The 12,656-nt window shown below is 35.0% G+C and carries 16 protein-coding genes; 14 read left to right on the plus strand and 2 right to left on the minus strand.

Annotated features, from left to right (window positions below):
- The first annotated feature begins 4 nt into the window (after positions 1-4).
- From ACOMCU_RS00660 to ACOMCU_RS00725, 14 genes are all read left to right on the plus strand, one after another.
- Complete coding sequence (locus ACOMCU_RS00660; protein ID WP_421049043.1) at positions 5-484, plus strand: hypothetical protein; 480 nt, start codon at positions 5-7, stop codon at positions 482-484.
- A 291-nt stretch (positions 485-775) separates the two neighbouring features.
- Positions 776-1,132 carry a site-specific integrase gene (locus tag ACOMCU_RS00665; protein WP_421049044.1) on the plus strand — a complete coding sequence of 119 codons (357 nt, stop codon included), beginning with the start codon at positions 776-778 and terminating at the stop codon, positions 1,130-1,132.
- 117 nt (positions 1,133-1,249) lie between these two features.
- Positions 1,250-1,501 (plus strand): hypothetical protein, encoded by a 252-nt coding sequence (locus tag ACOMCU_RS00670; RefSeq protein WP_421049045.1) that lies wholly within the window; start codon positions 1,250-1,252, stop codon positions 1,499-1,501.
- Positions 1,502-1,552: 51 nt separating this feature from the next.
- The gene (locus ACOMCU_RS00675) at positions 1,553-1,870 is read left to right on the plus strand and encodes a hypothetical protein (RefSeq protein ID WP_421049046.1); all 318 of its coding nucleotides are present in this window, start codon (positions 1,553-1,555) and stop codon (positions 1,868-1,870) included.
- Positions 1,863-2,057: a hypothetical protein gene (locus tag ACOMCU_RS00680; RefSeq protein WP_421049047.1), complete on the plus strand. Its 195-nt coding sequence runs from the start codon at positions 1,863-1,865 to the stop codon at positions 2,055-2,057. Before ACOMCU_RS00675 ends, ACOMCU_RS00680 begins: the two co-directional genes overlap by 8 nt.
- A gap of 103 nt (positions 2,058-2,160) precedes the next feature.
- Positions 2,161-2,331: a hypothetical protein gene (locus ACOMCU_RS00685; RefSeq protein WP_421049048.1), complete on the plus strand. Its 171-nt coding sequence runs from the start codon at positions 2,161-2,163 to the stop codon at positions 2,329-2,331.
- A gap of 226 nt (positions 2,332-2,557) precedes the next feature.
- Positions 2,558-2,863: a hypothetical protein gene (locus tag ACOMCU_RS00690; protein WP_421049049.1), complete on the plus strand. Its 306-nt coding sequence runs from the start codon at positions 2,558-2,560 to the stop codon at positions 2,861-2,863.
- A gap of 18 nt (positions 2,864-2,881) precedes the next feature.
- Positions 2,882-3,121 (plus strand): hypothetical protein, encoded by a 240-nt coding sequence (locus tag ACOMCU_RS00695; RefSeq protein WP_421049050.1) that lies wholly within the window; start codon positions 2,882-2,884, stop codon positions 3,119-3,121.
- Positions 3,122-3,381: 260 nt separating this feature from the next.
- Positions 3,382-3,615, plus strand: a complete 234-nt coding sequence (locus tag ACOMCU_RS00700; protein WP_421049051.1) for a hypothetical protein — start codon at positions 3,382-3,384, stop codon at positions 3,613-3,615.
- A 30-nt stretch (positions 3,616-3,645) separates the two neighbouring features.
- On the plus strand, positions 3,646-3,864 hold the full coding sequence (locus ACOMCU_RS00705) for a hypothetical protein (protein ID WP_421049052.1): 219 nt from the start codon (positions 3,646-3,648) through the stop codon (positions 3,862-3,864).
- A gap of 155 nt (positions 3,865-4,019) precedes the next feature.
- On the plus strand, positions 4,020-4,346 hold the full coding sequence (locus ACOMCU_RS00710) for a hypothetical protein (protein WP_421049053.1): 327 nt from the start codon (positions 4,020-4,022) through the stop codon (positions 4,344-4,346).
- A gap of 1,257 nt (positions 4,347-5,603) precedes the next feature.
- Positions 5,604-5,924 (plus strand): hypothetical protein, encoded by a 321-nt coding sequence (locus tag ACOMCU_RS00715; protein WP_421049054.1) that lies wholly within the window; start codon positions 5,604-5,606, stop codon positions 5,922-5,924.
- 3,096 nt (positions 5,925-9,020) lie between these two features.
- Positions 9,021-9,929 carry a hypothetical protein gene (locus ACOMCU_RS00720; protein ID WP_421049055.1) on the plus strand — a complete coding sequence of 303 codons (909 nt, stop codon included), beginning with the start codon at positions 9,021-9,023 and terminating at the stop codon, positions 9,927-9,929.
- Positions 9,930-10,883: 954 nt separating this feature from the next.
- Positions 10,884-11,468, plus strand: a complete 585-nt coding sequence (locus ACOMCU_RS00725; RefSeq protein WP_421049056.1) for a hypothetical protein — start codon at positions 10,884-10,886, stop codon at positions 11,466-11,468.
- Positions 11,469-11,526: 58 nt separating this feature from the next.
- Here ACOMCU_RS00725 and ACOMCU_RS00730 read toward each other — a convergent pair whose 3' ends face one another.
- Positions 11,527-11,994: a hypothetical protein gene (locus ACOMCU_RS00730; protein WP_421049057.1), complete on the minus strand. Its 468-nt coding sequence runs from the start codon at positions 11,992-11,994 to the stop codon at positions 11,527-11,529.
- 18 nt (positions 11,995-12,012) lie between these two features.
- Positions 12,013-12,546 carry a hypothetical protein gene (locus ACOMCU_RS00735; RefSeq protein WP_421049058.1) on the minus strand — a complete coding sequence of 178 codons (534 nt, stop codon included), beginning with the start codon at positions 12,544-12,546 and terminating at the stop codon, positions 12,013-12,015.
- Positions 12,547-12,656: the final 110 nt, after the last annotated feature.

Consider the following 12,656-nt stretch of genomic DNA (forward strand, 5'->3'; position numbering starts at 1 on the left):
ATTAATGAAAGAACAAGTTCTATTGACGAATAATTATTTAGCCAATAACGTGCAAAACTACATTGAAAAAATAGGAAAAGCAGTGCATTGGGTAATTAATCGAAGCGGATTAACGGAAGAAGAGTATGCTGGCTTAATAAAAGGTGAGTATACTGAAGAAGGATTAACTAAGTTAAATAAACTATTCCGAATTTCCGATCAAAATTACTTCTTATCAAAAGATATTATCTTGCCACGGTCACTTGATGAAATTGAGGCAGATCGGGCAGATCGTAAGGAAGAGCCTGTGTATGTGCATGATCCACGTATTTTGAAAGTAGAGGAAATCGAGATTCAATTGGCTGAATTAATGGGAAAGCACAATATTTCATACGATTCTCCTTTAGGGAAGGATTTATTTGAAATCATGACTAATATTCGTTATAAGATGAAAGCAGCTGAAGAAGTGAAGCAAAATCTAATGGAAATCGTTAAGTCTATTTAGATAACGTAGTGAAAGGTCAAAGTTTTTAATTGTAATCAATGCGAGAGAACAGTGTATCAATTATAAGAAAGAAATGTGCAGTATAAGAGAACTTCAAAAAGCCAAAGAAGGCAATTTGAAAGTGATTTATTATTAAGCAACGAACCATGAAATTCAAGGTTCGTTAAAAGATAGTAGATAGACCATGTTTACCATCTTGAAGTTCACGATGGTTAGCAAAACGTTAAATTATTTGTGTGAAGAAAATGGTCTGTCACGCAATTGAAAAAGAAATAAGAAGGAGCAGAATCAATGAAAAAGGATTTTTTTGATGCATTACAAGAAGTGTATACCAAAGGTGGTATAGGGAATACGCTTATGTGCCAATTTTTTGAAAATAGTAATGGTGGAGGCGAAAGCCAATTTGCAAAGCTTGCTGTATATATGGAGTGGAAATACGGGATCACATGTACAAAGCAAGTAAAAACAGAGCACATATATGAACTTTTAGAGCTTTTAAAGGAGAACGGCTTTAAGGATACAACTCTTAAAGGCTATATATCGGCTTTTAGACAAGTTTATAAGTGGAATAAACACTTGTTTTTGGAGAGTTTTGAGATACCAACAAACACAGGATTTGCAAAATGGGCAGAAAAAAGAAACACTTAATGAATGATGAAAGTAGCAGAGCCATTGCAATCTATATTTAGTTAATTTATGAAGAGGTTGAGGATTAATTTCGTACTCGAAAGAAAATGTGCTGTTTGGAATTGGAAGGTGATATGAATGGAGACGCAGCGAGCTAAAGAAATAATTCGAGCTGGGTTCTCGTGGGCTGATTGGACAGATGAACAAAAAGAAGCGTTTAAAGTGGCTTATGATGCTATCGACAATTATACTAAATTGCAATTTGATTTTAACCAGTTAAATCAAGAGTGGCTTGAATTAGCTACCTTTAAACGAATAGCAGAGCAAATACTAACAGAAAAACAATTCGAAGAAATTCAATTGGAGATGTATCGACAATTTGAAAAATAACTACTGAACATTTTGATTAAAATTAAAAGTTAATAGAAAGGAGAATTTTCAATGAATGATATTGCGAATGACATTGTAAAGGAATTAAGAAAATTTGAACAACAGAAGCAACAGAAAGAAATAAATTTTGCTATTGCAAATATTAAAAATGAAATGAATGAAATTAGAAACAAATTTTATTCAGTACAGATTGTTATGTTGCTTATTCCTACAGTCGTTTTGATATTGGTAGAAAGTCCAATACGATTTCTATTAATGCATTGGGTAATTCAATTTACAATAGGAGCTTTAGCGATTACGTACATGTATCGTATACAGAAGAAATCTATATCCAATTTTTATAGAAGGCTGGTTGATATTGTTGAGTAGATTGCAAGAAGGAGATATTGTTTATATAACAGGTGGTCTAAGGTGGCATAAAATACCTTTAAGCACTCAAGTAAAAGTATTATCGGCAAAATACTTTGTGGATTATTTACGTTCGGTCTATGTTGATTTTGAAGGTAAAAAGGTATTTATTGCAGGCAGACATATCGAGAGAATGAAAAAATTATGAGAGTGGAAGTTAAGATTTGGGCGGCTTAATAAGCTGTCCTTTTTTTATTGAATGAGTAAATGGGGTGAAGCATAGCATATGTATAAAAAGGGATGGTGATGACATGGTAGTATATATGATCGCTATGATCATTGGTGCAGCATGGGGCATTTTAAATATATGGGCATATCATAAAGAAGGTAGCAGCATGGTCAAAATGTATGTAGGAATTTCTAAGTTTATGCTCATGGGTTTAACATTCTCGCTATTGGTTAGACAAGGGGTGATTGCGTGACTGGATTATTAATATTGATTGATATATTTTTCGCCTTTTTTAACTTTAAAATGTACGAAAAGACTAATCTGAAATTTTATCAAATATGTGGCTTTATCTATTTGGGTTTCATTGCTGTGATCCTATGGAAGTCTACAAATACATTTGAAACATCATTGATTAAAGGGTGGCTAAGCTAATTAGGTTGTATGGAAACAAACAAATAGAACAGAAGGAGAGAGAATGCGTGAATGAATTGTTAGATCGATTGAAATTACCAGGAGAAATTTTATCGAATGCGGCAAGAGGCTTGATGAAAAAGCGTGAAGGAGCGGCTTATGAGGTAACAACGAGATTGATGATTGATTTGGAGCAACAAATGTCTTATGTGGTCCATATCCTAATCGGCTTCAATTATGCAGCATTTGAAAAGCGATTTAAAAAAATGATTAAGGAGCTCGACTTAGGGATACATCAGGATTTCTATTATCAAGAAGTAGGTACTTTCTTTAAGCCTAAGCAGGAACTGCGGTTAAAACTTGATGTTTTCTAAAATCGAAAAAGTGCTATCGTGAAAAGTGTAGTGGCGGAAGTAGCAAGCTTTGGGATAATCGAATTGAATTTAGCTTCAACGACATTTAGTTTGAAAGGAATCGCTAATCAAAAATTCAAGTTTGTTAATCGTGAACGTGCAGAACTTTTCATGGAGAAAATGGGAGTAGTGTTGAACGGATTATTGGAGCAAGAATACGAAATTTACGCTAAATTGGTTTCTGAGATCAAAGCTGAGAGTAATCGAAGTTTGAATTAATGGGTAATACCCTTCTACGAATAGCCTTGTAGAGACAGGGCTATTTTTTATATCAAAAATGCTATAAGTTTAGTCATGAAATGAACTTTTGGCGAGTTAAACCGTTTTTCCATGAAAAGTAGGCTACTTTTAGCCATTTTCCATGAACTTTTGGGTTTTAATAGACATTTTCCGTAAACATTTAGGAAGATATTTGAAGTAGAAATGGTTAATCTAGAAAAAGTATAGACAAATAGAAGGTGAAACAGGTGGTGTTAAAGATGATGAATGAACAGAATTTGAATAAATTTGGGAAGCAGGTATTTACCATGCTAAATGAGCAAAAGGAAATACTGCATCATAGGCAATCTCTTTTTTTACTGGACGATCCGATTGCTCCAGGTGAAAGGATTGAAAGTTTGCAAGGCAACTTTAGAAATAAATTAAACGTGCTGCGTGCAAAGCCTATTGAGCTGAATATAGGATTTATTAAATCACTTCATAACAATTTTTAAATAAATATAAAGTAAAAAAAGGGAGATTAGATGGATTTGACGGATTATTATTGGTTAATAGAGATTTTTTTTATTGCAATAGCTATACTTTCACTGCTGCTTGCCTATTTGAATTTTTCCACGCTTAGGAACAGTTTGGATAGTGTGTATTTGTATATGGGCTGTACTTGTGTTGTATTAGCTATTTTTGCTATATATATAGGCTACTTTGGCGGCATTGAAGAGTTGGTGAGTGGTTTAAATAGATGAAAGTAAAGGTCTTGCTGAGCAGGGTTTTTTATGTTTAAAAGCATATAGATTGCGTTTCGGAAGATAATTGAAGTAGGAATATTAGATTTGTGACAAGCATAGAATAATGGAAGTAAGGCGGTATTTAAAAAACTTAACAGAAGGGTGGAATTAAAATGAATGTGTTTGACTTAGTATTACTTATTGTAGGAGCGATTTTAATTTTTACAGGAATACACTTTTTATCGAAGAAGAATTTTAGTAAATCGGCTATATACGGAGGTATTGGTCTAACAATGTTGGTCCCCGCATTGCTTCATGAAAAAACGATTGATGTGCTTTGCTTAGTATTGCTTATTGCAGGTGCGTTATTTACATTTAAAGGATTGCTATTTCTATTGAATTTAAATAATGCTAAATCAGCAGTTATATATGGAGGTATTGGTGTAATAATGACATCTCCTGTGTCTGTTTATGTATTTTATTTCTCCCCGATGGCTTAAATGAAAGTTTGTAAGAAAACTTTTAAAACAAGTAGTTTGTGCTGCGTGCAAAGTCTATTGAGATGGGAAGTAGTTTGAATAGATGAAAGTAAAGGTCTTGCTGAGCAAGGCTTTTTTTTATGCTCAAAAGTATATAAATTGTGCAATAAAATGAACTTTTGGCTAGATCAGGCGTTTTTCCATGAAAAATAGGCGACTTTTGCCCATTTTCCACAAACTATTTGCTACTTGAAGCCATTTTCCATGAACATTTTTGGCGTATATGTTCGTGTAGAACGGCTTTTTTGATTGAAAATGGTAGTAGGGTGGCAGAAGAGTAAAATATAATAGGAAGAAATTGTTCGTAGTATTAACAGTGTTTTTTATTCTAGCTCCAGCAAACACTTCGGTAATTATAAAGAAGTTTAGTAGGGGCAGTAAAGATGCTTAAACGAGTTGATATATTCAATTCGAAGTATGTTGTATAACATTTATATAACATGTATATAACTCGTTGTTGGATACAGAATGAGTAAATATATTGGTTTAAAAATAAGTTGTATAACTTATATATAACATTTATACAACTTTATGTAGAGACTAATAGTTGAGATATATCGCTTTGGAAATAAGTTGCATAACACATATATAACTTGTACATAACTTATATTGAAAATGAAATAATATGAAAAATTAGCATTCTATATTCTTTTGGAAATAAGTTATATAACTTATATACAACATTTGTATAACTTTTTAGAATCAGATAGAATATGCGACTATTTGCAATATATCGAAAATGAAATAAGTTGTATAGTATTTATATAACTTATATGCAACTCTTACATAACTTATGTAATTTTATGCATAATGTCAATATGAATGATATATAAATTTCTTTATCCTCCTTTCAGATGTCTTGTTGGTCAAATGGATCAGCAAGGCGTTTTTTTGTGCTTATTTTGCAATACAAATAACAGTCAAAACCTCTCTAAACCCTTGATGCGACTACGTTCGTGGTATGTTTATATTAGCTTTTACTACACTCGAAACAAGCATCTAAAACCCTTTTCAATTTAAAAGCAGGAAGGTTTAAATTGATACATTTTTACGATTCAATTGTACCTCATTTTAATGATTTTTGAGCCGCTAAAACCTTTCGTATTTTGAAATGAAAAAGCACTCTTTTAATGCCCGATTTTGATGATAAAGCGATGAAAAAAACTTTTAAAAAACTTTTTCACTTTTTTCAGAAGAACCGCATAGTACCAATCCCCCATGCCAAAAACGCAAACGGCAATATCCCCCTCACCGATTGCCGACTGCTCGCTGGATTCGATACCGAATCGGGGGAATCCGTTCACTGCTCCAAAAGGACGTAAATGTGCGTTAAAAAGGTGCTCCAAACAAGTATATTTCCGTAGTCATGAAATATCAAATTTTTATCATCAAATAAGTCTAAATCCATCGCTTCGAAAAAGCGGCATCGTTGCAAATAAATCTGTGTTCGTATCGGTCATGCTACAAATGAGTGGAAAGGTGATTCATTTAATTAAAGTGGAACAGGCGTGGTCAAATGTATTCGATTTACAGGCGTAGAGGTAAAAAGGGGAAATGGTCAGGTGTTTTGCTGAAAACAAGATGTAGCGTGGGTGGTTTAAATTAAGATAAATGCGAACAAAAGAGGCGTAATAGTAGACGCTTTGAAACGGTGAAACTGGATGTAAATTAAGTCGTAGCAAGGTTTGTTCGAAAAAAGAACCTGTTCGGTTTTTAAAATTGCAATGAATAAAACAAAGATATGAGCAAGTTTTTACATTTGGATAAAATCAGTGATTTGTAAAAAGGAAAAGCCGGATTTTTTTAAAAGGCTGGATCAGAAGATGGAATTAAAGCTGGATAAAAGTATGGGGAAAAAGGCAAGGAATCTTGATTGATAAAAAAAATGGTAAAAAGTTTGGTAATAAACAAGGGACAAAAGTGGCGAGATCCGATTGCCCGATTTAGATGAACACATCCCTGCACAATACAGATGATTACTGAAGAATAAACGGTGCGTAACGTGCTCCACATCCCCCTTCGAAAGCATGAAAGTAAATACGAATGTGTTGTAAGTCGTGGTCAAAACGAGTGATGCGGAGTAAAGGGCGTTGTGGCGTGATCAAGGTGTGAAGCAGGTGATAGCAAGAACAGGGATAAAGCACGAAGTCTGCTGAATAGGCGAAGGAGTGAAAGGGTGGGGCGTGGTGAAGGAAAGGAAAATGCAGCGAGGCAACGAGTGGAAGAGTCAGGAGATAGAAAACTATTAATTGGGTGAAAGTTTAGAAGCGGTTGCAGGAAAAAATGCGTCTAGCAAGGCATTCGTAGCTCACCACCAGGAGCGGCAGCAAAGAACCCTTTCAAGCATGACCAATGTGCAAAGAGCTATTTCTCCGAACAAGCCAAAACTCGGCAACGCATTCGATCCGTCCTACACGAACGCACTCGTTACCGCTCAATCTTGTCTTTCATTGACCAAAAATGAATCAAGCCTTCTTCACGCTATACCATGTTTAAGCGTTGAACATCTGTACACGTTATGGAGCAATGAGGTAAAACAGGTAATCACATATAGCTCGTTCTAAGCTTATTAGAATGACCGCTTCATCAGATACGTTTATTAATGCCGAATAAATGCTGGAGAGGGAGAGGGAGGAAGAGAGTGAGATTAAAACGACTTGTAATGCGAGTAGGGAAGTTAAGACGGATTAAACTGCATTCTTGCTGTCAAAAAGGCTACTGGATGCTCAGAAGGACTTCCTAGCAAATCCAAATTCATCGTTTGAAACAATTTAAGCACGTATGCCCATAAGGTATAGTACAAGGCACATGTATTTATGTCTGATAGAGGGGAGAATAGAGATTCGTCTATAGAGGGGATAAACATAGTATTTGCTTGATCGTCTATAGAGGGGAGAGCTACTAACAAATCTATTCGTTATGACACATACGCCTCCTACACCGAATAAACCTGACTTGCTAAATCTATTGATACTACGAGTTATATGTTCGGAGGGCGAGGGGCTACCGCTTCATACACGTCACCTATTCTTAGCAAGCGATTCGTTCAACCTTGCCTTGGTCCTTCTTGCAACCCATTTGAAGTTTTCTACAAGTACTGAGCGGCAACTCATGGAAAGCACAAAACGTGTAGGAGCAACACCTTCGAACAAGTTGATGGAGCAAAGCGAAAGCGAAATAACCATTCTTTGCGTCAAAGGAAGTGGCTACCTACAACGATACAGGGCTACTACGTATTACAAGTATGAAGCGGTCAGGTCAAGGTTGCACCAAAGGATAAGTGATAGTTTAATTGTTCTAAACAATATAGATTATACGTCATTCCATATTGGAAAATTAAAAATCAAGTATGGCTCATAACGCAATCAAATAAGAGAAAGGGAGGAATTTGTCAATGGGATCATTAGAATCTTATTCGTCTGTAGAGGGGAGAGCACCTATAACAAGTTTATTCTTAGTCGGTCATTCATCTGTATTAGGTATAGAGCGTAGGACCACTTTATTGTCCATTCCCTGCCTCCTGCATTCATTCAGACATTCTTCGTCTATAGAGAAGGCGTAACACCTCCGAATAAGCAAGAAGTTCGTTTCATATACATATTTCATAGATTACTAAGAAACTATTCGATAAATCATCCATTTCTAGCCCTTAGAACGTATCAAATTCGTTTGCTAGGAATCAATTTGAACAAATATAGCTTCTTATGACCGACTAGCGTGAAAGCTCGTTCTAAGCATTTATACGTTAAACTGGCAAAAGGAGAGAGAGGAAAAGTGGAATAAATCAAAGTTTTTATCGAAAAGGCCCTTTTCAATGTTTCGTTCAATACATTCTCAAGCATTTATTCGTCTATATGTCTTGCTTCTCTATAGAGGGGAGAAGTCTATAATTGAATCTAACTCTTACTCTTACTCTTACTCCTTATAAGCAGATACTCGTTTGACGCTAGAACTGACCACGTTGCACATTCGTATAACCATGACTGTTCAGGCTATACATTCGAGGGAGCGGCATCTATCGGGTGAGGCGGTGTATCGGTTTCATTGCTACCATTCGTATTGACCGAACAACCTCACAAGCTTTCTCTCTATAGACGCAATTAAGCCTTATTCATTCTTTGCTACGCTATACGGACGAGTGGCAACGAGTAGAAGGTTCAACACATACTTTTCTATTTCTGTCTATTCGTAGCACGTGCCGCTACGGATAATATTCACTTCGTTGCTCTCTACTTGAACGAGCGGCTTCACCATATACATTTTCCAGCAACCACACTTCCTATTCGTATTTCCCAACAAACTACAAGCTCTTTCCATGCTCCTACTTTTGTACACGCCTATTCACTCCTATGCCTACTCCACCATCTCTCTTGCTTTCCATCCAGCCGTTTGTAAAGCTTCATGACCAATTCGTACCGTACTGGAAGCATCCATACTTACTTTTCTATTTTGTGCGTGCTTGACTTACGATGCACCTTTTATTTACTTCCTTTCGTTCGGAGGGGAGTGGCTTATAACAGACTTCTCGCTTCGTTCATTTTTTCAGTTATCAATGTTTAAATCCAAACGTATAACGAAGAAGATTTTAAAAATAAGGATATGGTTACTAAGCCATGATTTTAGGAGGAATTTATTATGCAGCAGCAATTAGAAAACCCTTTAGTAGCACGATCATTTCAAATCGATCCAGCGTTCCCATTTAAGCCACATCCATTTGCGATGTACAGTAAGACAAATAATGGCTACGCAAGCAGTAAGCAATCCTATGAGGTAGATGAATTTGGACGTAAGCATTTTCTAGCAAACTATTACGGTGAAAACCTTTATATTGCACATGAAAATCCATTACTTTACGAATTCAACATGCTCCTACTACGTGAAAATATTAATTTACCTGATTTGAATAATCCATTTGACGTTGCTTATCATAAAGGTTTATACAGAGAATGGCTATTTGATTTAATCAAATCACGTGATCAATTTATTCTTAACACACTGGCAGAGCTAAAGAGTGCTTATTATCAAGTTAATGCACCGACTGACGAGCCACTTCGTATTATTCAATTGGATAATCAATATGATGTACTTGCTCAGATTATCGTGCCAATCCTTGACGAGTTTGTACGTAAATCTTTAGACCAATTACAAAAACGTAGAGCGGATAACCAAATTGCTAACACGATTCAAGGTTTATTCCAGTACCGTTTAATCAGTCAAAGTGGCAATTACGTTTTATTGGATTTAGAGCCTGGACAAACGATGATTGAAATTCAGGGGAATAATGGACAGCCGATTCAATTAGCCATTCAAGATATTTTGAACGGAAACACGTTTATGACGCTCCAACGTTTTAGCGGTGTGACGGACATTGAGGGAAATCCATTATTTGAAGGAGATCAAGTACAGACGTTGCAATCCGAATCGTCTTTTGGTCCATCAACAGCAGTTGTGCAATTCAATTCAGTTGACCAACAGTTTTACTTATTTCGAGAAATGGACGAAGGAGTACGACTTGAGCCTGATATGTTGATTGTAAAAAAATAAAAAAAGGTACAAAGGGATGCACTTGTTAGTTTCGACTAATGACGCATCTTTTTGTTTACAAAAATACAGAAGAGGATATAATATATCACCTGTATTATTTATGCATAATTATTAGTGAATGTGAATATTGTTAAATTGATACAGATAAGGATCACCCGAAATAATAAGCGAAATGATTTCATGGAGCTGTTCCAAATTGGCGAGGGGGATATTGCCGTTTGCGTTTTTTATCTCAAACCTTGTTGTTATGCGGTTCTTCTGAAAAAAGTGAAAAAGTTTTTTTCGAGTTTTTTTAAAGGGTTTTTGAACAATGTTTTTCATTGACAAGGGGTTTTGGGCTTGCATATAAGGGACTCTATATACAAATTTTATGTATAAAACTATGACAAAACCTTCCCCGAAAAAGCCTTATTTTGCAGCGTTTTTAAATACGGATAGGATTGACTAGAAAAAGTATTTCAAAACCTTCCAGTAATTCATCTAGTTGGATAGGATTGACTAAAAAATCTATTTCAAAACCTTCCAGCAATTCGATTTCTTAAATTAGAAGTGGATAGGAACGACAAATAAAAATACAATCATAACCTTCCAGTCAAAATAAGTGTCCAGGATGGTGAGAGAGTGGTGGCGATTTTACGCCAATTTTGGTTCAACAAAGGCATTTTTGTATACATAATTAATCAATAATGAGCGTTTGTTTTACAAAATATGTTTTCTAGTAAACTAAAAAGTCTTGCTAAAAGACCATATTTTGCTGCTAAATATCGCTTTATTTTGCTATAATTGGTTTGAAATCATGATTACTTTTCGGTAGAGGATCACTGTTACTAAATATCGGTAATGAAGGAGAGAGTGACATGCTGACGAAAATCCTCAAATCTTAAAGGTAATGAAGCGTTATCAAAAGTGGGAATAACAACCATTTTTAAATTCAATTTGAAAGCGAGCGAAGTTATGATGATTTACGGATTCACTGAAGGATTAGTTTTCCCCAATATTGCAAGTTACCCCAAAAATCAAGACGTTACATGGTGTGATTTTCAACCAGGTCAAGCCGTTATTTATATGGGTATTCCGAAGATTTCAAGAAACGAGGTAAAAACAGTTAAAACAGGTGCAGTAGAAATCGGTGCATTTCGACAAGACAATGTTATGTTTTTAACATCGAAAATTTATCAACCATCTAAGAAATTGAAAACATCACTTAATTTTGAGTGTATGTATCATCCACGTATTAAAAATGATGAAGAATATGATTATTCAAAACAGATAGCGGAGCTTATCGCTGATCCTCAAATGGAAATGCTGCTTGGAATAGTCCTATTTGATACAACTACAGGTATTACAGAAGCATTGCGTACAGTTCATCTATCGAACGCATCTGCATTAGGTATTCTTCAAATTGTTTCTTCAATTAATCAACATGACATCAGCGAGCAAGAATGGCAAGGGACAATGCAAAAAATTCATCAATATTCTCCTGAAATGACGGAACAATTTGCTACAGTACGTTTTTTAGAAGTGCAGCCTAAACGATAATTTATTATATAAAATGTAAAAAGCTCCTGAAGGTTGTCCTCAAGAGCTTTTATATTATTTATACATATGTTCCTTTGCCATGTTCGATCCAATCATCTAATAATTGTAATAGCTTCTCTTCAGATTCAGGAATGTTTTCAAAAATAATATCATCATTTGTTTTTCTCGCTAAATCAATTAATGCCCAATAATGTGTCACGTTGACGCTTTCCAATGCAATTGTGTCACGATTATTAAGTTCGACCATTAATTCATAGGCTCGATTTTTCCCTTCTCCAATCAAACACAATGTTATCTTATAAACATCGAAATAGGATACCTCTTTACTCCATTCAGGAATAAACACTCGATCCTGCGTTGCTTTAATCTTATTCGTAGCATTTAATTTTGAAGCAAATAGAATGATAAATAACATACCGATTATAGCGATGATGATGATTGGATTAACTCCTAAAATTACTTGCAGTAATGTAATAGACAAAAGGGGAACAAAAGCTGTCATGATTTTAGATTTCAAATCATACATTGTAAAACCTCCTTTTGTTTACTGGATAATAGAAATTAATGCTGTCACAATAAGAGCGATTGTAATCACTGTTATATATAACAAATCATTACGTTTTTCGTGATGACTATCTGCTTCTTTTTGAGTTTGATACGCCTCAATAAGTTTTTGATAATTCACTTCATCCAACGGCAAAGAATCTTCTACATAGATAGCAGGATTGGCATTACGAGCTGCTTTTACTAATTTTAGAAAGTCTTGACAATGAATAGCTTCGAGCGTATAACGATTCCCTTTTTCGGTCACAATATCCAACATCATCTCTTCTGCATTAAACTGGATCATTTCGATGTTTGAATAATATAAGCTTCCTTTACGATGGGGAATTAGTACGTAGTCATTCTGAATTGCTATAGGTTGATAGTATTTCCATTTCGTCAGTCGTAAAATGATTGTCACCAATAATATAAGTGATGCCCATTGCGTCAAGATTAGTAGCTCTTTATAGAAAAATGAGGCAAAGCCCACTAATAATAAAAGCCCTGTTGTTAATAATAGCGTAATTTTTTTCAATATGAACGCCTCCTTTATTTAGTTGGTTAGCATACAATTAAGACGTTGCTTAATTTTGCTGTTTTTGCATTATACGCATTTCGATATAGCAATATTGCTCATTTTGTTAA

Source organism: Lysinibacillus sp. UGB7, from assembly GCF_049058285.1.
Taxonomy (GTDB): domain Bacteria; phylum Bacillota; class Bacilli; order Bacillales_A; family Planococcaceae; genus Lysinibacillus; species Lysinibacillus sphaericus_B.